23 protein-coding genes are annotated in these 22,858 nt (G+C 70.5%); 5 read left to right on the top strand and 18 right to left on the bottom strand.

Annotated features, from left to right (window positions below; genetic code table 11):
• From ACIOHC_RS33795 to ACIOHC_RS33725, 15 genes are all read right to left on the bottom strand, one after another.
• A partial coding sequence (locus ACIOHC_RS33795) for a flavodoxin-dependent (E)-4-hydroxy-3-methylbut-2-enyl-diphosphate synthase (RefSeq protein WP_351087366.1) occupies positions 1 to 176 on the bottom strand: 176 nt, incomplete at its 3' end.
• A gap of 4 nt (positions 177 to 180) precedes the next feature.
• A complete protein-coding gene (gene hpnH, locus ACIOHC_RS33790; protein WP_351087364.1) occupies positions 181 to 1,200 on the bottom strand; it encodes an adenosyl-hopene transferase HpnH in 1,020 nt (339 codons plus the stop codon).
• A 5-nt stretch (positions 1,201 to 1,205) separates the two neighbouring features.
• Complete coding sequence (locus ACIOHC_RS33785) at positions 1,206 to 1,865, bottom strand: 1-hydroxy-2-methyl-2-butenyl 4-diphosphate reductase (protein WP_365694783.1); 660 nt, start codon at positions 1,863 to 1,865, stop codon at positions 1,206 to 1,208.
• Entirely contained in the window at positions 1,865 to 3,865 is a 2,001-nt protein-coding gene (gene shc, locus ACIOHC_RS33780) for a squalene--hopene cyclase (RefSeq protein ID WP_351084595.1), read from the bottom strand. Before shc ends, ACIOHC_RS33785 begins: the two co-directional genes overlap by 1 nt.
• Before the next feature lie 108 nt (positions 3,866 to 3,973).
• Entirely contained in the window at positions 3,974 to 5,077 is a 1,104-nt protein-coding gene (locus ACIOHC_RS33775; RefSeq protein WP_351084593.1) for a polyprenyl synthetase family protein, read from the bottom strand.
• Complete coding sequence (gene hpnE / locus ACIOHC_RS33770) at positions 5,074 to 6,462, bottom strand: hydroxysqualene dehydroxylase HpnE (protein ID WP_365689770.1); 1,389 nt, start codon at positions 6,460 to 6,462, stop codon at positions 5,074 to 5,076. Before hpnE ends, ACIOHC_RS33775 begins: the two co-directional genes overlap by 4 nt.
• Positions 6,463 to 6,580: 118 nt before the next feature.
• A complete protein-coding gene (gene hpnD / locus ACIOHC_RS33765) occupies positions 6,581 to 7,534 on the bottom strand; it encodes a presqualene diphosphate synthase HpnD (RefSeq protein WP_351084590.1) in 954 nt (317 codons plus the stop codon).
• Positions 7,531 to 8,451 (bottom strand): squalene synthase HpnC, encoded by a 921-nt coding sequence (hpnC, locus tag ACIOHC_RS33760; RefSeq protein WP_351084588.1) that lies wholly within the window; start codon positions 8,449 to 8,451, stop codon positions 7,531 to 7,533. Before hpnC ends, hpnD begins: the two co-directional genes overlap by 4 nt.
• A 445-nt stretch (positions 8,452 to 8,896) precedes the next feature.
• Positions 8,897 to 9,682, bottom strand: a complete 786-nt coding sequence (locus ACIOHC_RS33755; protein ID WP_351084586.1) for an ABC transporter ATP-binding protein — start codon at positions 9,680 to 9,682, stop codon at positions 8,897 to 8,899.
• Positions 9,675 to 10,604 carry an ABC transporter permease gene (locus ACIOHC_RS33750; protein ID WP_351084584.1) on the bottom strand — a complete coding sequence of 310 codons (930 nt, stop codon included), beginning with the start codon at positions 10,602 to 10,604 and terminating at the stop codon, positions 9,675 to 9,677. The genes ACIOHC_RS33755 and ACIOHC_RS33750 overlap by 8 nt, the downstream gene beginning before the upstream one ends.
• Before the next feature lie 107 nt (positions 10,605 to 10,711).
• Positions 10,712 to 11,584 (bottom strand): glycosyltransferase, encoded by an 873-nt coding sequence (locus ACIOHC_RS33745; protein WP_351084599.1) that lies wholly within the window; start codon positions 11,582 to 11,584, stop codon positions 10,712 to 10,714.
• Positions 11,585 to 11,592: 8 nt separating this feature from the next.
• On the bottom strand, positions 11,593 to 12,372 hold the full coding sequence (locus ACIOHC_RS33740; protein ID WP_351084581.1) for a CDP-alcohol phosphatidyltransferase family protein: 780 nt from the start codon (positions 12,370 to 12,372) through the stop codon (positions 11,593 to 11,595).
• Complete coding sequence (locus tag ACIOHC_RS33735) at positions 12,350 to 13,411, bottom strand: iron-containing alcohol dehydrogenase family protein (protein WP_351084579.1); 1,062 nt, start codon at positions 13,409 to 13,411, stop codon at positions 12,350 to 12,352. The genes ACIOHC_RS33740 and ACIOHC_RS33735 overlap by 23 nt, the downstream gene beginning before the upstream one ends.
• On the bottom strand, positions 13,399 to 14,151 hold the full coding sequence (locus ACIOHC_RS33730; protein WP_351084577.1) for a phosphocholine cytidylyltransferase family protein: 753 nt from the start codon (positions 14,149 to 14,151) through the stop codon (positions 13,399 to 13,401). The genes ACIOHC_RS33735 and ACIOHC_RS33730 overlap by 13 nt, the downstream gene beginning before the upstream one ends.
• Positions 14,148 to 15,830: a DUF5941 domain-containing protein gene (locus ACIOHC_RS33725; protein ID WP_401845295.1), complete on the bottom strand. Its 1,683-nt coding sequence runs from the start codon at positions 15,828 to 15,830 to the stop codon at positions 14,148 to 14,150. The genes ACIOHC_RS33730 and ACIOHC_RS33725 overlap by 4 nt, the downstream gene beginning before the upstream one ends.
• Before the next feature lie 424 nt (positions 15,831 to 16,254).
• Here ACIOHC_RS33725 and galE point away from each other — a divergent pair, with 424 nt between their 5' ends.
• The 4 genes from galE to idi all read left to right on the top strand — a co-directional run bounded on the left by galE (position 16,255) and on the right by idi (position 20,560).
• Complete coding sequence (gene galE, locus ACIOHC_RS33720) at positions 16,255 to 17,235, top strand: UDP-glucose 4-epimerase GalE (protein ID WP_401845283.1); 981 nt, start codon at positions 16,255 to 16,257, stop codon at positions 17,233 to 17,235.
• Between the two features lie 166 nt (positions 17,236 to 17,401).
• Positions 17,402 to 18,343: a cation diffusion facilitator family transporter gene (locus tag ACIOHC_RS33715; protein WP_351084573.1), complete on the top strand. Its 942-nt coding sequence runs from the start codon at positions 17,402 to 17,404 to the stop codon at positions 18,341 to 18,343.
• Positions 18,344 to 18,550: 207 nt separating this feature from the next.
• Positions 18,551 to 19,819 carry a bifunctional class I SAM-dependent methyltransferase/N-acetyltransferase gene (locus tag ACIOHC_RS33710; RefSeq protein ID WP_401845281.1) on the top strand — a complete coding sequence of 423 codons (1,269 nt, stop codon included), beginning with the start codon at positions 18,551 to 18,553 and terminating at the stop codon, positions 19,817 to 19,819.
• A 147-nt stretch (positions 19,820 to 19,966) separates the two neighbouring features.
• Positions 19,967 to 20,560, top strand: a complete 594-nt coding sequence (gene idi / locus ACIOHC_RS33705) for an isopentenyl-diphosphate Delta-isomerase (RefSeq protein ID WP_351084569.1) — start codon at positions 19,967 to 19,969, stop codon at positions 20,558 to 20,560.
• A gap of 30 nt (positions 20,561 to 20,590) precedes the next feature.
• On the opposite strand, the gene ACIOHC_RS33700 is transcribed toward idi, so the two are convergent.
• Positions 20,591 to 21,046, bottom strand: coding sequence for an ATP-binding protein (locus ACIOHC_RS33700; protein ID WP_351084568.1), 456 nt, complete (start codon positions 21,044 to 21,046; stop codon positions 20,591 to 20,593).
• A gap of 134 nt (positions 21,047 to 21,180) precedes the next feature.
• On the bottom strand, positions 21,181 to 21,372 hold the full coding sequence (locus tag ACIOHC_RS33695) for a hypothetical protein (protein ID WP_351084566.1): 192 nt from the start codon (positions 21,370 to 21,372) through the stop codon (positions 21,181 to 21,183).
• Between the two features lie 80 nt (positions 21,373 to 21,452).
• Here ACIOHC_RS33695 and ACIOHC_RS33690 point away from each other — a divergent pair, with 80 nt between their 5' ends.
• A complete protein-coding gene (locus tag ACIOHC_RS33690) occupies positions 21,453 to 22,187 on the top strand; it encodes an enoyl-CoA hydratase/isomerase family protein (protein WP_401845276.1) in 735 nt (244 codons plus the stop codon).
• A gap of 11 nt (positions 22,188 to 22,198) precedes the next feature.
• Here the strand turns inward: ACIOHC_RS33690 and ACIOHC_RS33685 are convergent, their stop codons facing one another.
• A complete protein-coding gene (locus tag ACIOHC_RS33685; RefSeq protein ID WP_351084562.1) occupies positions 22,199 to 22,834 on the bottom strand; it encodes a DJ-1/PfpI family protein in 636 nt (211 codons plus the stop codon).
• Positions 22,835 to 22,858 lie beyond the last annotated feature (24 nt).

Below are 22,858 nucleotides of genomic sequence, written 5' to 3'. Positions count from 1 at the left end.
TGCAACGTCGCACCCACGTCCGACGTACGCGTCGTGGTCATCGACTGCACCGACACCGGCGCATCCCCGCCCACCGCCACCGACCCGACCTGGATGCGCCGCGAGTGGCGGCGCTTCGCGATCGGCCGGGCCGGCAGCTCGGGGAGACCCAGAGCGACCGGCTCTCCAGCGGTCACGAGGTCACCGGTTCCCGGAGACGGTCTCGCGCGCGGCGCGCAGGGACTCCTTCAGCGACCCCATGGTGGCGAGGACGGCGGTGGGCTCGTAACCGCAGTGCGCCATGCAGTTGGCACAGCGCGGGTCCTTGCCGCGGCCGTACTTGTCCCAGTCGGTCTCCTCGATGAGTTCGCGGTACGTGGGGACGTACCCGTCGGCCATCAGGTAGCAGGGCCGCTGCCAGCCGAAGAGCGAGTAGTTCGGAATCGCCCACGCGGTGCACGGGAAGTCCGCCTTGCCCTCCAGGAAGTCCAGGAAGAGCGGCGAGTGGTTCAGCCGCCACCGGCCCCGGTTGCCGCCCGCGAACGACTTCTTGAACAGTTCGCGGGTCTGTTCGACGCCGAGGAAGTGCTCCTGGTCGGGTGCCTTCTCGTACGCGTAGGCGGGCGAGATCATCATCTCGTCGACCTTCAGATCGTCATTGAGGTAGTTGAGGACCTCGATGACGGTCTGCGGGGTGTCGGTGTTGAAGAAGGTGGAGTTCGTGGTGACCCGGAAGCCGCGCCGCTTGGCCTCCTTGATCGCCGCGACCGCCTCGTCGAACACGCCCTCCTTCGCGACCGATTCATCGTGCCTCTCCCGCAGCCCGTCGATGTGCACGGCGAACGCGAAGTACGGCGAGGGCGTGAATTTCTCGATCTTCTTCCGCAGCAGCATCGCGTTGGTGCAGAGGAAGACGTACTTCTTCCGCGCGACCAGCTGCCGCACGATTTCATCGATCTGCGGATGCATCAGCGGCTCACCACCCGCGATGGAGACCATCGGAGCACCCGATTCGAGCACGGCGCCCACAGCCTGGGCAACCGGCATGCGCTGCTTGAGCACTCCCGCCGGATGCTGGATCTTTCCACAGCCTTCGCACGCGAGATTGCAGGCGAACAACGGCTCCAGTTCCACGATGAGCGGGAACTTGTCCCTTTTACGGAGCTTCTGTTCGGCGAGATACGTCGCAACCTTGATGGACTGACGCAGCGGCATGGCCATCTGGCTCACCTCCTGGGGAGCAGCAAAGATCGGTGCCATTCATAGAAAGCCGGCAGGACGGCACGGAGAACACGGAAAGCCGATATTCCACCGCGTATCGTCCCGATGCGGACGAGCTCGTACTCCGGAGCGTCCACGACCACCCGTACGGCCGCAACCGGGCGAGGCCCGGACCGCAGGGCTGCGCGCAGGGTGGCGGCGGACTCCATGTCCACCGCGATCGCTCCGGTGGCCCGCAGGTCGGCCCGCTCATGTCCACGTACGACATGGGCGGAACCGGTCAGCGGACCGGTGTGGACGGTGCGGCCGGGCACCGTCCTGGCAAGGGCCTCGGCGAGCAGGCCCGCGCCGGTGCATACCGTCGAGTCCCCGGCTCCCCGGGTCTCATCGGCGACCACCAGGTCCCCGGGGTGCATTCCGGGTGACAGCCCGGCGCAGAACCCGGAGGCGAGGACCGCGGTCCCGGGCGCCCGGTCCGCACCGAGCGCCCGTGACACCGCGGCCTCGGCCGCCCTGGGCCCCATGCCGGTACGGAGCACGGTCACCGGGCCCGGGGCGTCACCGGCCCCGCCCCTGCCGCTGCGCAGCGCGAATTGCTCGATGCCGAGCGCGCAGGCGATCAGCAGCGGCGCTGCGGGGCTGGCCGGCCCCGGAGCATCGCCCATCAGGCCCCCTTGCGGGTGGCCGCGCGGTCGGCGAACGGTTCGCCGTTCACGTACCGCCCCAGTGCGGTGAGCGGGAAGACCTGCCGGTAGAGGTGGTAGTTGATGGAGAAGTCCCACGGGAAGCCGGTGCCGGTGAAGTGCGGCTCGTCCCAGGAACCGTCGGCGTGCTGGGTCTCGGTGAGCCAGGACACCCCCCGCCGCACGGCCGAGCTGTCCCGTCGGCCCGCGGCGAGCAGCGCGAGCAGGGCCCACGCGGTCTGGGAGGCGGTCGAGGCGCCGCGCCCGATCCACTTGTCCTCCTGGTACGAACGCAGGTCCTCGCCCCAGCCGCCGTCGTCGTTCTGCACGGACTCCAGCCAGCCGACCGCCCGGCGGATCGCCGGATGGGTGACGGGCAGTCCGGCGGCCACCAGTGCGGGCACCACCGACCCCGTGCCGTAGACGTAGTTGACGCCCCAGCGGCCGAACCAGCCGCCCTCCACGTCCTGTTCGGCGAGCAGCCACTCGACGCCGCGCCGGGTGGCGGGGTGTCCGGACCGGCCTTCGACGGCGAGCATCTCCACCACGTGCCCGGTGACATCGGCGGACGGCGGATCGATGACCTCACCGAAGTCGCAGAAGGGCAGCCGGTTGGGGAAGGCACTGGTGTTGTCCGCGTCGAACGCGCCCCAGGCGCCGTTGCGGGACTGCATGCCGAGGTTCCAGCGCACCCCGCGCCGGATGGCGGCTTCGACACGTGCCTGGTCGGGGTGGCGGACCCGGCGCAGCGCGAGGACCACCTCCGCGGTGTCGTCGATGTCCGGGTAGTTGTCGTTGTGGAACTCGAACGCCCAGCCGCCGGGGTTGAGCCGGGGGCGGCGCACGGACCAGTCGCCGGGACGGACGACCTCCTCGCCGAGCATCCAGTCCGCGGCCCTGACGAGGGCCGGGTGGTCGGCGCCGACCCCGGCGTCGGCGAGCGCGATGGTCGCGAGGCAGGTGTCCCAGACCGGGGACTGGCAGGCCTCGATCATCCGGGCGCCGTCCTCGCGCCAGACGGCGAACCGGTCGAGCGATTCGAGTCCGGCCCGCATCACCGGGTGGTCCAGGTCGTAGCCGAGCAGATGCAGGGCGATGACGGAGTACACGGCAGGCGGCTGGATGCCGCCCCAGCAGCCGTCGTTCTCCTGGCGCTCGATGATCCAGCGGGCCGCGGCGTTCATGGCGGCCCGGCGCAGCTTGCGCGGTGCGACCTTGTGATAGGCGTGCAGTGCCTTGTCGAGGCGCTGGAACACTCCGTCCCAACTCGCCGCCGGAGCAACACGCCTGGGCGGGTTCGGCAGGCTCGGGTCGGCGTGGAGTTCATCGAGCGCGAAGGGAGCCGGACGGACCGGCCGCTTGGCCGAGACGATGGTGAGCGGCACGATGGTCTGGCGTGCCCAGCAGCCGAAGTCATAGATGTTGAGCGGGGCCCACTTGGGGAAGAACATCAGCTCGGGCGGGAGTTCCGGCAGGTCGTCCCACTTCCACCAGCCGAAGAGGGCGAGCCAGATCCGGGTGAACACGCGGCTCTCCGCGATGCCGCCCTGTTCCCTGATCCATCGGGAGGCGCGGGCCATGTGCGGTTCGTCCGGCCCGTCTCCGGCCAGACGCAGTGCCACATACGCCTCGATGGTGGTGGAGAGCTCGCCGGGGCCGCCGTGGAAGGTGGCCCAGGTGCCGTCACCGAGCTGTTCGCCGCGGATGAAGCGGCCGGCGGCCTGGACGACGGCCTGGTCCTGGATGCCGAGGAATTGACGGAGCAGCAGGTCTTCGGCGTCCATGGTGACGTTGGTGGCGAGGTCGCCCTTCCACCAGCCCTGCTCGTCCTGTCTGCCGAGGAGGTGCTCCACCGAGCGTTCCGCGGCCCGCCGCGCGGCGGCGAGTACGTCGTCCGCGACGATGGTTGTGTCGGTCGGATTGGTGGCCGAGGCTGCGCGGGGGTTCACAGCCCCGTGGCTTCCGTCGGTCGTCGCTGTCATGGCTTCCCCTTCTTGCAGTTTGGTCCTCTGCTGTGCTGGGGTCTCCGTCGGCCGGTGCCCGGGACGGGCACCGGCCGGCGACTGCGAGTCATATGGAGCAGATGGTGATCATCTCTTTCGTACGACGACGAAGTCCGCGAGCGCCGTGAGCTGCGCCCGCACGGTGTGCGGCATGTCGACCCGGTGCAGTGCCTCGATGGCGACCGCATGCTGTCGACGGGCCTCCTGGGCGGTCCATTCGCGGCCGCCCGCCTCCTCGATGAGCGCCGCGCGGGCGGCGAACTCCTCTTCGGAGAAGCTGTCGAAATCGCTGCTCTTCGCGTCGGCGGCGAGCAGTTCACCGAGGCGCTCCGAAGCCGGACCGCCCGCGGCGAGCGCGGCGACGACCGGCAGGGACTTCTTGCGCTGACGCAGATCGCTCCAGGTCTGCTTGCCGGTGGACTCGGGGTCGCCCCAGATGCCGAGCAGATCATCGACGGCCTGGAAGGCGAGGCCGAGGTGGTAGCCGTACGCCTCCAGGGTGTCGGCGGTACGGTCGTCGGCGCCGCCGAGTACCGCACCGATGGAGCAGGCGCAGGCCAGCAGGGCGCCGGTCTTGTTGCCCTCCATCTCCAGGCACTCCTCGACGGTGACCCGCTCCCGGTGCTCGTAGGAGATGTCCTGGGCCTGCCCGTCGATGAGCTTGCGGGTGGCGACGGTCAGCCGACGGGCCGCCCGGCCCGCCTCGACGGTGCCGAGCTCCAGCAGGATCTCGTTGGCGAGCGCGAAGAGCGCGTCGCCGACCAGGATCGCCTGGGCGGGGCCGTGCACCTTCCAGACGGTGTCGCGATGGCGGCGCTGTTCGTCGCCGTCCATCAGGTCGTCGTGCAGCAGCGAGAAGTTGTGCACGAGTTCGACGGCCACGGCGCCGGGGACGCCGGCCTCCGCCGCGGCCCCGGCCGCCTCCGCGGACAGCAGGGCGAGCGCCGGGCGGACGGCCTTGCCGCCGTCGCCGTCGGCGGGCCGTCCCTGGGCGTCGATCCAGCCGAAGTGGTAGGCGGCGACGGTGTCCATGGGCGGTGCGAGCCGGTCGACGGCGGCCCGGAGCACCGGCGCGGAAAGGGCCCGTCCGCGCTCCAGAAGCGCGGTGACGTCCGTGGTGTCGGCCACGGGGTCGTAAGCCGGATTCGCCGGGGTCACTGACTCTCCTCTTGTTCCGGTGGTACTGCTCATGCCGCCTCCTGCAGCGGATGTTCATGGGAGCGGCCGAGTGCCCGGAGCGCGACGTCCGCCGCGCTGAACCCGCTGCGGACGGCGCCCTCCATCGTCGCGGGCCAGCCGGTGGCCGTCCAAGCTCCGGCCAGGCTGAGGCCGGGGACCCGGGTGCGGGCTCCGGGCCGCAGCCGGCCGACGCCGGGGGCGGGGGCGAAGGTCGCCGTGCGCTCCCGGGTGACGAAGAAGTCCCTGATCCCGGCGGTGCGGGCGGCCGGAAGGAGCCGCTCCAGCTCCGGCAGATAACGCTCCCGCAGCTCGGCGACGGGCAGGTCGATCTCCTCGTCGGCGGCGGACTGGGACACCGCGAGGTACTGTCCGGGTCCGGTGAGCCCCGAGGCGTCCGTACGGTCGAAGACCCACTGGACCGGGGAGCCGAGCGCGGCGAAGAACGGGCGACGCAGCACTTTGCGGTCATAGACGACGTGCACGTTGAGGATCGGCGACGTGCCGATGTCGAGCAGCCGATCCGGCTCGTCGAGCGCGCCCTCGGGCAGCAGTTCACGGGTCTCGCGCTGGGGAACGGCGAGGACGACGGTGTCCGCCTCGATCCGTTCGCCGCCGGTGTCGACGATCCAGCAGCCATCCTCCGAACGGGTGAGGGAGGAGGCCTTCGTACGGAGTTCGGTGCGCACTCCGGCGGAATCGAGGGCCTTGCGGGCCAGCGTGTCGTGCACCTCGCCGAGCGGCACGCTCGCCCAGCCGATGTCGGCGGCGCCGGGCTCGGAGAGGAGTCCGGTCTTGAAGACCTTCGCGGCGAGGGCCAGCGAGGAGTTCGGCGCGGTGGCGTTGAGCGTGGCGACGCCGACCAGGTCCCAGAGGGCCTCGATGGTGCGCGGCGACTGGCCGTGCCGGGCGAGCCAGCTGCCGAAGTCGACGGCGTCGAGCGCCGGATCGTCCGGGTCCAGGCGCCCCAGCGCCAATGCGGCGCGTCCGACGCCCGCCCGCTCGGCGAGCGAGAGGTGCGGATAGCCGGCGAGGCCCGCGGCGAGGTGGAACGGCACCGGCAACGCGTTGCGGCGCAGCCGTCCCAGCCGGGGGCCCGAGGGGCGCCCGACATCGAGGACGGGCACGTCCAAACGGTCTTGCAGGGGTGCCAGGCGGGTCCCGTCGACACGGTCGAGGAACCAGCGGTACGCGGTGCAGCAACGCAGGTAGACATGCTGTCCGTTGTCGACCGTCAGTTCGCCGCGCCGGAAGGAGAAGGCGAGTCCGCCGAGCCTGGGCCGCCCTTCGAGCAGGGTCACGTCAAGCCCGGCGTCGGCGAGACGCAGGGCCGCGGTGATGCCGGCGAGCCCGCCGCCGATCACCACCGCGCGGGAGGAACGCGGACCGGCGTCCGTCATGCGTCCTCCTTTCGCCGGGTCACTTCAGTCAGGGACGCGTCAGTACACCAGAGGGTTGACCACTGATCGCAACGTGTTTCCGTGATGCACATGGTGCGCGAGATGTCCGTACGGCGCATCAGACACGCCTCCCGGCCGTCCGGCGGGAGATGTAGCGCGCGTCGAGACCCGAGAGTCCGCGCACCGCGACGTACGCCTTCTCGTGGCCCGGCAGCGAGACCCGGCCGCGCAGCACCGCCTCGGGATCGCGCTCGATCCGGTCGAGCAGCCGCCGGTAGATCCCTGCCATGGCCGCGACACAGGCGCCGCTGCGCCGGTCCAGCATCGGCAGCAGCCGATACCCCTCGGCGAACAGCGCACGGGCACGCCGGACCTCGAAGTGCACCAGGCCCGCGAAGTCGGCGCCGGACGGCGGGGTGGCCCCGTGGAAGCCGCCCGAGCAGCCGAACTTGGCCAGGTCGTCGGCGGGCAGGTAGGTACGTCCGTTGCCCGCGTCCTCGCGCACGTCACGCAGGATGTTGGTCAGCTGGAGCGCGAGGCCCAGCGTGTCGGCGTACTCCGCGGCCCGGTCGACACCCGGAGCGCCTGGTTCCGTGCCGAAGACGCCCAGGCTGAGGCGGCCGATCGCACCCGCGACGCAACGGCAGTAGACCTTGAGGTCGTCCCAGGTCTCGTACGTCGCACCGCGGACATCCATCAGCACGCCGTCGATGAGTTCGTCGAGCCCGCCGAGCGGGATCGGGAATCGGCGCGCGGCATCGGCGAGCGCGACGGCCACCGGATCGGTGTCGTCCTCGTCGATCGCGCCGCCACGGATCCGGTCCAGGACCGCGCGGGTGCTCTCCAGGCGAATCCGCTTGGCCTCCGGCTCCAGTGCGCCGTCACCGATGTCGTCGACACGACGGGAGAAGGCGTACAGCGCCGACATGGCCTGTCGCTTCTCGGCCGGCAACAACCTGATCCCGTACGCGAAGTTACGCGCCTGCTGTCCGGTGACCGCCTCGCAGTACCTGTATGCGGCCTGTACCGGTGCCGACATGTAGGTCGTCTGTCCCTCCACGGTCCGGCTCACCCCTCTCTCCGCGCTCTTCGCAAGACAACTCCCGCCTCGCGCAGCAGGCTGGGCTTGGTGGGCTTGGGCGGTCCGGGCAGTACGTCGAACCCGGCGGCCGCGATCGCGGTGAGGGCGGCACGTCCCCCGCCCACGAATCCGGCGAGAAGCACCTTGAGCCTGCCGTGGACGCTACCCACCAGGGGGGTGCCTTCATTCAGCAGTTCCCGAGCGCGTTCCGCTTCGTACGCAACCAGCGAACGCACCGACGCGCCCCCCGAAGGGGCGGCCAGATCGGTTTCACGGACGTGGAATCGCGCCATGTCGTCCGCGGGAAGATAGATCCGGTCGCGGCCGAGGTCCTCGGCGACGTCCTGGAGGTGCTCGACGATCTGCAGGGCCGTGCAGACGGCATCGGAGCGACGGACACGTTCGGGGCTGGCGGTTCCGGTGATCTGCAGGACCAGCCGGCCCACGGGGTTGGCGGAGAGCTCGCAGTAGGCGACGAGTTCCTCGTAGGTCCCGTAGCGACGGACCTTCTGATCCTGCCGGTTGGCCTCGATGAGGCCCAGGAAGGGCTCGGGGGTGAGCCCGCAGCGCCGCACGGTGGGGCGCAGTGCGCGCAGCAGGGGGTGGTGCGGGCCGCCGCCGGCGGTGTCGAAGACCCGGTGCAGATCGGCCTCGAAGGCGTCGAGCATGGCGAGCCGGTCGTCGGCCTGCGCGGGGTCGAGGCCGAGGTGGCGGGCGTCCGCGCCGCCGGGGGCGAGATCACCGTCGCCGATGTCGTCGACGAGGCGGGCGTAGCCGTAGACGGCCATCAGGTCGTCGCGCCAGGCGCGCGGCAGGAAGAACGGGGCGACGGGGAAATTCTCGTCCGCGGCCTTGTCGAGGGTGGTGGGCACGGCAGCATCGGTGCGTGCCTGCCGGGTACGGGTCACCGCCGACCGCCCGGCGCTGGGACGGCGTGAGCACCTCGGAGCTGGAGATCTTCCGTCATTGCCGTCACATCTCCCGTTCTACACTGCTGACCCAAAACATCCCATTCCGGACACGCCGCCCGCTCTGCCGAGTGCGGAGCACGCCTGCGGGCCGTGTGGCCAGGCGGTATCGCCCCACTTGCAACGAATCAGCACCGGTACAGCTTACGTTGTACAACGCTCATCGATACGTCGGGGTGTTACGCGCAGCGGAACAACGCGCCCTGCCCCGCCAACCTTCCCCGTGCGCAAGGAAATTGACGTCATCCGTCGGGAGGAGATCTTGTCCGGGGCGTACCGCCGGGGGTGGTGGACGCCCCGGGACGTCCACGATCCGGACACCGGCGCGGCCTCCGCCGGGGAGCCCGGCGGAGGCCGCGTCGGTGCCGGGGAACCGGCAGAGCGTCTATTTGCCGGTCTCGCGCTCGTACGCCTTGAGGACCTCGTCGGTCGGACCGTCCATCAGCAGCTCGCCCTTTTCCAGCCACAGCACCCGGTCGCAGGTGTCCCTGATGGACTTGTTGCTGTGGCTGACCAGGAAGACGGTGCCCGCTTCCTTCCGGAGCTCCCTGATGCGCTTCTCGGAGCGGATCTGGAACTTGCGGTCACCGGTCGCCAGCGCCTCGTCGATCATGAGGACGTCGTGGTTCTTCGCGGCGGCGATGGAGAACCGCAGCCGCGCGGCCATGCCGGAGGAGTACGTCCGCATCGGCAGGGTGATGAAGTCGCCCTTCTCGTTGATGCCGGAGAAATCGACGATGCCCTGGTAACGCTCCCGGATCTCCTCGCGCGACATGCCCATCGCGAGGCCGCCGAGCACGACGTTGCGCTCACCGGTCAGATCGCTCATCAGCGCCGCGTTCACCCCGAGCAGCGACGGCTGGCCGTCCGTGTACACCTTGCCGTGCTCGGTCGGAAGCAGACCGGCGATGGCCCGCAGCAGGGTCGACTTGCCGGAGCCGTTGGTCCCGATGAGACCGATGGCCTCGCCGCGGTAGGCAGTGAAGGAGACACCGCGGACGGCGTGCACCTTCCGCACTCCGCGCGACTCGCCCTTGCCGCGGCGCAGTATCCGGCTCAGCGCCGCGGTGGCGCTGCCCTTGCCTCCGCCACCGCCGTTGACCCGGTACACGATGTGCACATCGTCGGCGATGACGGTGGGGACGCGCCCCGAAGTGTTGTCGTCAGCCACGGCCGTACCGTTCCTCTGCCTTCCAGAAGTACACGAAGCCCACGACCCCGACGAGGACCGCCCAGGCGAGCGCCACGATCCAGACGTGCGCCGGCAGGTTGCCCGCGCCGTAGCCGTCGATCAGCGCGAAACGGATCAGGTCCATGTAGATGGCCGCCGGGTTGTACTGCAGCACATCGGCGATCCAGTCCGGCTTGTCCTTGAGCATCACCGGGATGGAGAACATGACGCCCGACGCATACATCCAGGTCCGCATCACGAACGGCATCAGCTGGGCGAGGTCGGGGGTCTTGCTGCCGAGCCTGGCCATGATCAGCGCCAGTCCGGTGTTGAAGAGGAACTGCATGGCCAGCGCCGGGACGATCAGCAGCCACGAGAGACCGGGGTAGCTGCCGAAGGCGACGGCCACGACCGCGAGCACGATCATCGAGAACAGCAGTTGCTGCAGCTGCTGCAGCGAGAACGAGACGGGCAGCGAGGCCCGCGGGAAGTGCAGGGCCCGGACCAGTCCCAGGTTGCCGGAGATGGCCCGCACCCCCGCCATCACCGAGCTCTGGGTGAAGGTGAAGACGAAGACACCGGTCACCAGGAACGGAATGAAGACGTCCTGGGTCATTCCCTTCCTGGTGCCGAGGATCAGCCCGAAGATCAGGTAGTAGACCAGGGCGTTGAGCAGGGGCGTGGCCACCTGCCACAGCTGGCCCAGCTTGGCCTGGCTGTACTGGGCGGTCAGCTTCGCCCTGGAGAACGCCATGATGAAGTGGCGGCGGCCCCAGAGCTGCCGGATGTACTCGAAGAGCCCGGGCCGGGCGCCGCTCACCGTCAGGCCGTACTTGGCGGCCATCTCGGCCGAGCTCAGGCCGTCGTCGGCGGATGGTGGGGTGCTCAGGGCGACCGCACCATCATGGGTTGTGTCACTCACCAGATGAAACTCTCGTATTCAAGATGCGCGGCCAGTCGCGGGCGCGGCTCGGAGCGGACAGGTCCCGTGGAGAAGAAGTACGTCTCATGCTCTCAGAGGAGAGCCTCTCAGATCACGGGAGGTCGGCCGAGTCTGGTCAGCCGCCACACCGTGCGCCACCTCATCGGACGGCGGGTTCCGCACGGCGTGGACCAGCCTTCGCGGAAGCCGCCGAACCAGGCCTTCAGGGCCGGACCGGAAGGCTTGCGCAGGAGCGTCAGCAGCAGCCACACGCCGAGGTACACGGGGACCAGCGGCGCGGGCAGATTGCGCCGTGCCAGCCAGACCCGGTTGCGGGCCACCATGCGGTGGTACACCGCGTGCCGGGACGGGGCGGTCGTCGGGTGGTTGAGGACCATGTCCGCGCGGTAGTCGATCATCCAGCCGGCGTCCAGCGCCCGCCAGGCCAGATCGGTCTCCTCGTGCGCGTAGAAGAACTGGCCGGGCAGCGGACCGACCTCGGCGATGACCTTGGTGCGCACGGCGTTGGCGCCGCCGAGGAAGGTCGTCACCCGCGAGGAACGCATCGGGTCGGCGGCGCGCAGCCGCGGCACGTGTCGGCGCTGGGTGACACCGGTGTCGGGATCGGCGATCCGGAAGCTGATGATGCCCAGCTCGGGGTCGGCGTCGAACGCCCGTCGGCACAGCTCGGCGGTGTCGGTGAGCGGGAGCAGCCCGTCGTCGTCGAGGAAGAGCAGGGCGTCCACGTCGGCACCCGACGGGCCGAAGGCCTCGATCCCGACGTTGCGGCCGCCGGGGATGCCCAGGTTCTCGGGCAGCTCGACGGTGCGCACCCCCGCCGGGACGTCCGGCACGGGGGCGCCGTTTCCGACGACGACCACCTCGATCCGGTCGCCTTCCTGCCCGGCGACCGAATCGAGGAGGGCGCGCAGCTCCGCGGGGCGGTTGCCCATCGTGATGATGACCGCGCCGAGCTTCATGGGTGTGCTCATTTCAGCCTGCTCGACGCCAGGATCGACACCAGGTGCAGGAGGGTCTGCAGCAACGCGATGCCGGCCAGGACCGCGACCATGAGACGGCTGAAGAACAGATCGTCCCTCACCGCGTCGAGAACGGCCGCCACCAGGATCACCAACGACGCCTCGACGCCGAGGATCAGCCGGTGGAACTTGAGTGCGCCGGCGGCCCGGCGGGCGAGTGCCATGCCGGACGAGCGCGGCTCGGAGGCGGCCTCCTTGACCGGCGGCAGCCCGCCCTGGTGGCGGGCCACCCCGACCAGGTCGGTCTCGGCCTTGATCAGGATGGCACCGAGGGCCGCGAGAGTGCCGAGGAACGCCCAGAGCCAGTCGATCCGTCCGGAGCCCCACAGATCGGCGGCGCGCAGACCGAAGCCGACCAGTACGGCCGCGTCGCACAGATACGCGCCGACGCGGTCCAGATAGACCCCGCCCAGCGAGAACTGCTTCTTCCAGCGGGCCACCTCGCCGTCGACACAGTCGAGCAGGAGATAGAGCTGGACCATGAGAACCCCGAGCAGCGCACCGGGGATGCCCGGAACGAGCAGGGCCGGCGCGGACAGCACACCCGCGACGGTCATCACATAGGTCAGCTGGTTCGGCGTGACCCCGGTGTTCACCAGGTGACGGTCCACGCGCAGTGAGATCTCGCGCATGTAGAGCCGACCCGCCCAGTGCTCACCGCTGCGCCGGTCCTTGACACCCGGAGGGTGCACGACCGGACGGAGTTCAGCTATCGATGGCTTTTGCATAGTCGGCGTACGCGTCCCTGATCTGGTCGGTGGACAGGTTGAGGTGTTCCAGGATCGTGAAGCGTCCCGGGCGGGTCTGCGGGGCGTAGTCGACGGCCCTGACGAACTCGTCGGCGGTGAAACCGATCTCTTCGGGCCGGACGGGCAGGCCGTGGCGCCGCAGGGCGACCGCCATGAGCAGTGCGTCCTCGCGCGCACCACGCAGGTGCATGGCGAAGCAGGCGCCGAGACCGACCTGTTCGCCGTGGCTCGCCGCACGCCTCGGGTACAGCAGGTCGAAGGCGTGGTTGATCTCGTGGCAGGCGCCCGAGGCCGGCCGGGAGTCACCGGCGACCGACATGGAGATGCCGGTCAGTACCAGGCCCTCGGCCAGCACCTTGAGGAAGGCGTCGTCGCCGATCCCGCCGGGGTGGCGGAGCACGGCCTCGCCGGCCTGCCTGGCCATGGCCGCGGCCAGTCCGTCGATCTCCTCCCCCCTGACCTCGTGGGCGAGTTCCCAGTCGGCCACGCAGGAGATGTTGGAGACCGCGTCACCGATGCCGGACCGCACGAAGCGGGCCGGTGCCTCGCGGACGATGTCGAGGTCGATGACGACGGCGATGGGGGTGGGTACCCCGTAGGAGCCCCGGCCGTTGTCGTTGTCCAAAGTGGCGACCGGCGAGCAGAGACCGTCGTGGGCGAGGTTCGTCGCCACCGCGACCATGGGCAGGCCGACACGCGCGGCTGCGTACTTCGCCACGTCGACGATCTTGCCGCCGCCGAGGCCGACCACGGCGTCGTAGCGGTTGCCCTTGATGTCGTCGGCGAGCTTGACGGCCGAGTCGAGGGTGCCGTCGGTGACCGGGTACCAGTGGGCGCCGGGCAGCGCGGGGGCCAGTCGCTCGCGCAGGGCACGTCCCGAACCGTCGCTGATCGCGACCGCCAGTTTGCCGGAGGAGGAGATCCGCTGGTCGGCGAGGAGACCGGCCAGATCGTCCAGGGCGCCACGACGGATGTCGACGACGACCGGGGACGGAATGAGCCGGGTCAGTACTGGCACGCGATCTCACGGCCCTTCGCGAGGTCGTCGTGGTTGTCGATCTCGACCCACGTCACGTCGCCGATGGGGGCCACGTCGACCGTGAAGCCTCGGTTCACCAGTTCCTGGTAGCCGTCCTCGTAGTAGAGGTCGGGGTCGCGCTCGAACGTGGCCTTGAGGGCGTCGGCGAGCTCCGCGGCGGCCTCCGGCTCGATGAGGGTGACGCCGATGTACTCACCGGTCGCGGTGGCCGGGTCCATCAGCTTGGTGATGCGTCGTACACCCTTGTCACCCTCGGTGACGACCTTCATCTCTTCGTCGGCGAGGTGCTTCACCGTGTCGAGGGCGAGGATGATCCGCCGGCCGTCGCCGCGGGCGGCGAGCAGGGTCTTCTCGACGGAGACCGGGTGCACGGTGTCGCCGTTGGCCAGGATGACGCCACGCGTCAGGACGTCACGGGCGCACCACAGGGAGTAGGCGTTGTTCCACTCCTCGGCCTTGTCGTTGTCGATCAGGGTGAGGGTGACGCCGTACTTGGCCTCCAGTTCGGCCTTGCGGTCGTACACGGCTTCCTTGCGGTAGCCGACGACGACGGCGACCTCGGTGAGGCCGATCTCCGCGAAGTTGGCCAGCGTCAGGTCCAGGACCGTCTTAGCAGCGCCGTCCTGTTCAGGACCCACGGGCACGAGCGCCTTCGGGAGCGTGTCGGTGTAGGGGCGCAGACGCCGTCCTGCACCGGCTGCCAGTACGAGGCCGATCATGCGGGTTCTCCTTCGTCGTGAACGGCGGGTGCTCCGGACGACACCCAGAAGCGGATGGACTCCACGAGCACCACCAGTGCCACAGCCACTGCGAGAGCGTTGAGTGCCACGGTGAAAGCTGAATGCCGGGTGAGTACGGCGGCGAGTACGGCCACCATCAGGGTGCGGCCCTCGTGCCCACCGATCGTGCGGACCAGCCACTGGGGCGGCGCGCCGGTACCGCCACGAATGCGGTACACGGTGTCGTAGTGATGGTAGGCGACGGCCGATACCAGCCCGAATGCCGCGGGAAGGGCTCCCGCGACATCGCTGCGGGCGGCGAGAACGAGGACGGTGCAGTACTCCGCCGCCCTGAATATGGGCGGTACGAGCCAGTCGAGGGCGCCCTTGAGGGGGCGGGAGACGGCCAGCCCGGAGAAGATCGCGTAGACGACCGCCGCGAGGATGGTGTGCCAGCTGCCGAAGGGCTGCGAGAGGGCCGACGCGACCATGAGCAGTCCGCCGAGCAGGGCCATGACGGGAGCGGTCCAGGGCCCCTTCGTCCGGGACCCGATCGCAGCGACGAGCTGTGCGAGCGGTCCGGAGTCGGCGAGGTCCGCCAGTGCGCGGGCGGCGCGGTCGGTGCGCCGGGCCTTGCGGGTCAGCGAGCGCAGCAGGCGGCCGGCCGTGGTGTAGCAGGCTGCGAAGGCGCAGCCGATGAGCAGGGCGTAGAAGACGATCCGGGGGGTGGTCACCGCGGTGAGCACCGCGATCATCGCCCAGCGCTCGCCGATCGGCAGGACTATCATCCGGCGCGCCCAGACCGTCCAGCCGACGCTGTCGAGCCGGTCGGAGAGGGCCGCCGTGGGGCTCGAATTGGCCACCGCGTCGTGGTTGGCCTCGTTGAACGAGAAGTCGATGACATGGCGGCAGGCCTGGAGCACCATCGCGCCGAGGGCCAGCGCCCATACGTCGTCCCCGCCACGGGCGGCGCCGAGTGCGAGGCCGGCGTAGTACGCGTACTCCTTGGCCCGGTCGAAGGTGGCGTCCAGCCAGGCGCCCATCGTCGAGTACTGCAGCGAGTAGCGGGCGAGCTGCCCGTCGGTGCAGTCCAGGACGAAGGAGAGGAGCAGCAGCACTCCGGCGGCGATGTAGCCGCCGCGTGTACCGGTCGCCGCGCTGCCCGCCGCGATCAGCGCGGTGAGCAGGGACGCGGTGGTGACCTGGTTCGGCGTCAGGCCGCGGCGGGCGCACCAGCGGGCGATGTAACGGGAGTACGGGCTGATGAAGAACGTGGTGAAGAAGCCGTCGTGGGCCTTCACGGCGCTGCGCAGCCGTACCGCCTCGTCGTCGACCGCGGCGACGGCGTTCCGCGCGGTCGTGCGCGCGGACTCGTCGGCCGGCACGGTGGCGACCAGTGAGCCGAGCTCGGGACGCTGCACGGCGGTGCCCTCGGCGTCCATGGTGACGGCGAGGCGGCCCGGCACGGTGCGGTCGGTGACCGTCACGGCGGTCGTGCCCGAGCTCGTGGGGACGCCGGCGCCGACGGCCGCGGCGGTGGTGCTCAGGGCCCGCACGAGCGCGGGGCGCGCCTCGGGCTGCGCGGTGAGCGCACCGGGCACGGTGGCGGCGGGGAAGCGTGGGTCGGTGAGTCCGAGCCGGAGAGCATGGACATGGCCGACGAAGCGGGGGTCGACCAGTGCGACGCGGCGGTCGGCGGGGACGGCCGAGAGCAGCCGTGCGGCCTCGGACGCATCGGCGGCGGTCTGTACGTCGAAGCCCAGTGACCGCAGATCGTCCGCGAGCGACGACCCGGGTACCGGTGCACCGGTGAGGATGGCGGTCGACAGACGAACTCACTCCTTGGTGCTGACGGGGTCGGCGCGCGACAGTGCGGCCCACAAGCGGGCCGGCGGCACGTCGGCAGAGGCTATCGGATGAACGGAAGCGGGAGTTCACTGCCCGTTTATGCTCCGTTCGGGGTGGACCGGCATCATGCGGCGCCGCCCGCGATCATCATCGTCGATCCCCGCCTCGCCTGACAAAACGCGGTGCCACGGAGCGCGGTCCCCGTCCCGGATCGGGCCGGACCCGCTCCGGGAGCGAGGCTCTAGGCTGACCCGCATGACATGGCTGATCACAGGCGGAGCTGGGTACATCGGCGCACACGTGGTGCGGTCCATGACGGGCTCAGGAGAGCGGGTGGTCGTCCTCGACGACCTTTCGACCGGTATCGCCGAGCGGCTCCCGGCCGATGTGCCGCTGGTCCGGGGATCGGTCTCCGACCGTGCGCTGCTCGACCGTGTGCTGGCGCGGCACGACATAACGGGTGTGGTGCATCTCGCAGCGAAGAAGCAGGTCGGCGAGTCCGTCGAGAAGCCGCTGCTCTACTACCGGGAGAACGTGGCGGGGCTGACCGTCCTCCTGGAGGCCGTCGTCGCCGCCGGCGTGCGGCGCCTCCTGTTCTCGTCCTCGGCCGCGGTGTACGGGGTGCCGGATGTGGAACTCGTCACCGAGGACACCCCGTGCGTTCCGATCAATCCGTACGGTGAGACCAAGCTCGCCGGGGAGTGGCTGGTCCGGGCGACCGGAAGGGCACACGCGCTGTCCACCGGCTGCCTGCGCTACTTCAACGTGGCCGGAGCGGCGACGCCGGAACTGTCGGACACGGGTGTCTTCAACGTGATTCCGATGTTCTTCGACCGGCTGACCCGGGGCGAGGCCCCCCGGATCTTCGGCGACGACTACCTGACCCCCGACGGCACCTGCGTCCGCGACTACATCCACGTCGCGGATCTCGCCGACGCGCATCTCGCCCTCGCCCGGAGGCTGGCCGGACCGGGCACCGGCGACCTGACCGTGAACATCGGCCGCGGCGAGGGCGTCTCGGTGCGCGAGCTGGCCGACGTGGTGGGCGAGGTCAGTGGCCTGGACCGGAAGCCGGAGGTCCACCCACGCCGTCCCGGTGACGCGGCGAAGGCCGTCGCGTCCGCGGTCCGGGCGTCCGAGGAGTTGGGCTGGACACCCCGGCAGGGGGTACGCGAGATGGTCGAATCCGCCTGGGAGGGCTGGTGCCTGCGCCACCCCGAGGCCCGCGGAGTCTGAGCCGTCAAAGATCGCCCCACAGCCCTGACCTGCAGCCATTTCCGCAGGTCAGGGCATATGACAACGGTGTTCAGTACCGTGTTGCCCGATACCCCCCACCCGTAGTTCACTGGCAGTGCTCGGGCCGATCGCGTCCGAGTCCGCGAGACGACCGGGAGGCGTCCCCATGGGGGCAGGGCACGACCACGGCCACACACACGGCGGGCCACCGCCCACCGGCACAGCGGCCGCCGCGTACAAGGGCCGGCTGCGGATCGCGCTGACCATCACGCTCACCGTGATGGTCATGGAGATCGTCGGCGGACTGCTCTCCGGCTCCCTCGCGCTGATCGCCGACGCGGCCCACATGGCGACCGACGCCCTGGGCCTGGGCATGGCGCTGCTGGCGATCCACTTCGCCAACCGGCCGGCCGGGCTCAACCGCACCTTCGGTTTCGCCCGCGCCGAGATCCTCGCCGCCCTGGCGAACTGTCTGCTGCTGCTCGGCGTGGGCGGCTTTCTGCTCTTCGAGGCGATCCAGCGCTTCATCACCCCGGCCGAGACCAGGGGCGGGCTGACGATCGTCTTCGCCCTGGTCGGCCTGGTCGCCAACATGGTCTCGCTGTCGCTGCTGATCCGCGGGCAGAAGGACAGTCTCAATGTGCGCGGCGCCTATCTGGAGGTGCTCGCGGACACGCTCGGCTCGTTCGCCGTGCTGATCTCGGCAGGAGTCATCCTGGCCACCGGATGGCAGGCCGCCGACCCGATCGCCTCGCTCGTGATCGGCCTGATGATCGTCCCCCGTACGGTGAAGCTGCTCAGGGAGACGCTCAACGTGCTGCTGGAGGCGGCGCCCAAGGGCGTCGACATGGCGGAGGTACGGGCCCACATCACCGCCCTGCCCGGAGTGCTGGACGTCCACGACCTGCACGCCTGGACGATCACCTCGGGAATGCCGGTCCTCTCCGCCCACGTGGTGGTGCGCCAGGACATGCTCGACTCGATCGGCCACGAGAAGCTCCTCCACGAACTGCAGGGCTGCCTCGGCGTCCACTTCGATGTGGAGCACTGCACATTCCAGCTGGAGCCGAGCGGCCATGCCGAGCACGAGGCCAAGCTCTGCCACTGAACCGCCGTTCAGGGGGCGGTGTATGGTGTCCGGCGAGGCATATCGGCCTCCCCGTGCACAAGAGGAGCTGAGGTTGATGACCGTCGCGACGGCGCCCGCCCGGCGCAGCATCCGGTCCTTCCTCAACTTCCGGGCCCTCGGCTAGCACCCCGACTCGCACCGGGTCGACACGTTGGCCGGAGCCCTCGCACACAAGGGTTTCCCACGTTGACCGACAACGATCACGCCGTCCGTTCCGAGGCGTTCTTCTCCCTGCATCACCGCCTGCCCCGGCAGAGCCCCGGCTCCGACGCCACCACCCGGCGGCTGTTGGAGCTCGTCGGCCCGTTGCCGCACCGTCCGCGCGTCCTGGACCTGGGCTGCGGCCCCGGGCGTGCCGCACTGCTGCTCGCCGCCGAGGCGGGTGCCGAGGTGACCGCCGTCGATCTCCACGAACCGTTCCTCGACGAACTGCGCGAGGCGGCCGGGGCCCGCGGGCTCGGCGACCGCATCCGTCCGGTCCGGGCCGACATGGCCGATCTCTCCGGGCCCGACTTCCCGGACGGGTCGTTCGACCTCGTCTGGGCCGAGGGGTCCGCGTACCTCATCGGTTTCGACACCGCGCTGCGTGACTGGAAGCGGCTGCTCGCCCCCGGCGGCTCCCTCGTCGTCTCCGGGTGCGTCTGGACGACGGACACGCCGTCGGCCGTGGCCCGCGCCTTCTGGGATCGGGAGGCCTCGCTGCGCCCCGTGGCGGCCGACACCGCGGCGGCTGTCACGGCGGGCTATCACGTCCTCGGGGTCCGGGTGCAGCCCGACAGCGACTGGGACGAGTACTACATCCCGCTCGCCGAGCACGTCGAGGCCGCGGACGCGTCGGCTCCCGGCATGGAGTGGGCGCTCGCGGCGACCCGCGAGGAGCTGGCCATGCGGCGCGAGCACGGTACGGAGTACGGCTACGCCTGCTACGCGCTGCGCCCCGCCGACCCGCGCTGGACGACCCGGCCGGAGACGGCGGCGGACGGGGCCGCGGTGCACGCCGTCAACGCCGCCGCGTTCCCGACGCCGGACGAGGCCCGTCTCGTCGACGAACTGCGCGCCGATCCGGCGGCCTGGCTGCCCGGCCTCGGTCACGTTGCGCTGGACGGTCCGGACGGCGACATCGCCGCGTACGCGCTGCTGACCCGGTGCCGGGTCGGGGACGCGCCCGCTCTGGCGCTGGCCCCGGTGGCGACGGCCCCGGACCGTCAGCGGCAGGGTGCCGGCCGGGCCGCGGTGCGGGCGGCGCTCGACGCGGCCCGGCTGCGGGGCGAGTCCCTCGTCCTGGTGCTCGGTCATCCCGAGTATTACCCGAGGTTCGGCTTCGTACCGGCGTCCCGGTACGGAATCCGGCCGGGCTTCGACGTCCCGGACGAGGCGATGATGGCCCTGGTGCTCGACGACTCCGTGCCGGTGCCGCAGGGCACGATCCGCTACCCGGCGGCTTTCGGCGTCTGACGTGCCGTCCGGTCCCGTCGCGCCCCGTGGCGGGGCGGGGCCGGACATGCCAGCACCCGAAGTACGGACAAGCGGCTTTTGTACGGCAGACTTGAGCGGACTCGACGGGACCGGCGCACGGGGCCGGGACCATAGCGAAGGATGGGTATGCCGACCACACCAGCCACCGCGGCGAACAGCTCGTCGAACGGCACAGCAGAAGCGATCATGCTCGAACTGGTCGACGAAAACGGCACCACCATCGGTACCGCGGAGAAGCTCGCCGCCCATCAGCCGCCCGGTCAACTGCACCGGGCCTTCTCGGTGTTCCTCTTCGACGAGCAGGGCAGGCTGCTGCTGCAGCGTCGGGCGCTCGGCAAGTACCACTCCCCCGGCGTCTGGTCGAACACCTGCTGCGGCCACCCCTACCCGGGTGAGGCGCCCTTCGCCGCCGCCGCCCGGCGCACGTACGAGGAGCTGGGGATCTCGCCCTCCCTGCTGGCCGAGGCGGGCACGGTGCGCTACAACCACCCCGATCCGGCCTCCGGCCTGGTGGAGCAGGAGTTCAATCACCTCTTCGTGGGAATGGCGCAGGACCGGCTCCGCCCGGACCCGGAGGAGATCGGCGAGACCGCGTTCGTCACGGCCGACGAACTGGCCCGACGACATGCGCAGGCACCGTTCTCCGCCTGGTTCATGACGGTGCTGGATGCCGCCCGGCCCGCGATCAGGGAACTGACCGGACCGTCCGCCGGCTGGTGACGGGCCGACTGCCGCGGCACACGGGCCCGGTCAGGCCAGAGGCTTCAGTGGCAACGCCGCCCAGATGATCTTGCCGCCGCCTGCGGTGTGTTCCGCATCGCAGGCGCCGCCGGCCTCCCGGGTGATCTCCCGGACCAGTAGCAGTCCGCGTCCGCCGGTCTGTGCGTGGTCCGTCTCCAGGGCCGTAGGACGGTAGGGGTGGTTGTCCTCGACGGACACCCTGATCCACTCCGCGCCCACGGCCACCTCGACGGCCAGCTCCGGCGAGAGCAGCGCCGCGTGCTTCACCGCATTGGTGACCAGCTCGGAGACGATGAGCAGCAGCCCTTCGGCGATGTCGTCGTCCATCGGCACGCCCTGGCGGTTCAGCAGATCGCGCACCGCCCGCCTGGCCTGCGGTACGGAGACGTCCACGGCCGGGGCGGTGAACCGCCAGACACCCTCGTACGACACGGGCCGGGCGGGGACACTCCCGCGGCTCTCCATAGTGCGGTACCCGCTCTCGACTCGGTGGTGACTGCACGTCGAGTACAGAGTGCGGGGCGTAGTCGGCCAGGACCGTGCTACTGAACAGAAGTCGACTTCTATCGACAGTTTCTGGCCGAACCTGCGCGAAGGCATCAGCCCTTGGACCGATTCTGGTCCTCTCCTGTGGGCGCGCCCGGTAGTTCTCCGGTCGTCCGTCGATCCTCGACCATCGAGACGATACGGCGGCCGCCGACCCCGATCACGATCAGGCCGAGCCCGCCGAGCAGCGCCAGTCGGCCGAAACTCCGGCTCAGCTTCCTGCCGTCGACTGCGGGATCGGCCACGGGAAGCTCCTCACGGTGCGTGCCTGTTCCGCGCCCCCTTCTTGATCACAGGTTCGAACCGTCCGGATAGCATCCGGCGCATGGACCGTACGGAATCCCGACTGGAGCACGCCGTCGCGGACGGTGTCGCCACTGTCGTCATCAGCAACCCCGCCAAGCGCAATGCGATGACGGCGGCGATGTGGGGCGCGCTGCCCGGACTGCTGGAGCGGCTGGCCGCCGACGCCGCGGTCCGGGTGCTGGTGCTGACGGGCGCCGGGGACACCTTCTGCGCCGGTGCGGACATCTCCTCGCTCCGGGATCCGGCGGTCGATCCACAGGCCCTCGCCGTGTTCCCCCGGCCGACGCTCGCGGCGATCCGCGGCTACTGCGTCGGCGGCGGCAGCCAGCTCGCCGCCGCCTGCGATCTGCGGTTCGCCGAAGAAGGTGCCTCGTTCGGGGTCACCCCGGCCAGGCTCGGGATCGTGTACGCCGCGTCGTCGACCCGGCGGCTGGTGGCGCTGACCGGCCCGGCAACGGCGAAACACCTGCTGTTCTCCGGCGAGCTGATCGACACCGCACGGGCGCTGCGGACCGGTCTGGTGGACGAGGTGCTGCCGCCCGGTGAGCTGGGCAAGCGGGTCGACGCATACGCACGGACCCTGGCTGCGCGCTCGCGGCTGACACAGGCGGCGGCCAAGGAGTTCGCCACGGGCCGCGAGGACCGGGACGCGTACTGGGCGGAGCAGGAGCGGCGCAGCGGCGACACCGCGGAGGGTGTCGCCGCCTTCCTGGAACGGCGCGCGCCGCGCTTCACCTGGCCGAAAGGGCTGTGACGCTGCTGCGGCTACTGGAGGATGAAGCGACTGTCGGCGCGGAACTTCTCGACCAGTGCCGCCGGCGCCTTCGCGGGTGAGCCCGCGTCGTACGGCGGCTGCGGGTCGTACTCGCTCAGCAGCTGTACGGACATGGCGTGCTCGTCGCCGGCGATCCTGCCGAGCAGGGTGAGTCCCATGTCGATGCCGGAGGAGACACCGGCCGCCGTGACGTACTTGCCGTCCACGACGACGCGTTCACCGGTCGGCTCGGCGCCGAAGTCCTTGAGGGAGTCCAGCGCGAGCCAGTGCGAGGTGGCGCGTCGGCCCGTCAGCAGTCCTGCGGCGGCGAGCAGCAGGGAACCGGTGCAGACGGAGGTGGTCCAGGTGCTGGTGGCATCGGCGGTGCGCAGCCAGTCGAGCAGGGTCTCGTTCTCCATCTGGTCGCTCTGGCCGGGGCCGCCGGGGACGACCACCACGTCCGGCGCCGGCACGTCGGCGATGGTCTTCTCGGCGACGAGCGCGAGGCTGCCGTTGTCGTTGTGCACGGGGCCGCTCCGTTCGGCGACGAACACGGTCTGCGCGCCGGGGACGCGGGCGAGCATTTCGTAGGGGCCCACGGCATCGAGCGAGGTGAAACGGTCGAAGAGGACGATGGCGATCTGCATGGCGTTGCCTTTCGGTCGGTCGTC

The organism is Streptomyces sp. NPDC088252, assembly GCF_044740965.1.
In the GTDB taxonomy this organism is placed as follows: Bacteria; Actinomycetota; Actinomycetes; order Streptomycetales; family Streptomycetaceae; genus Streptomyces.
This window is presented reverse-complemented; position numbering and strand designations above follow the sequence as displayed.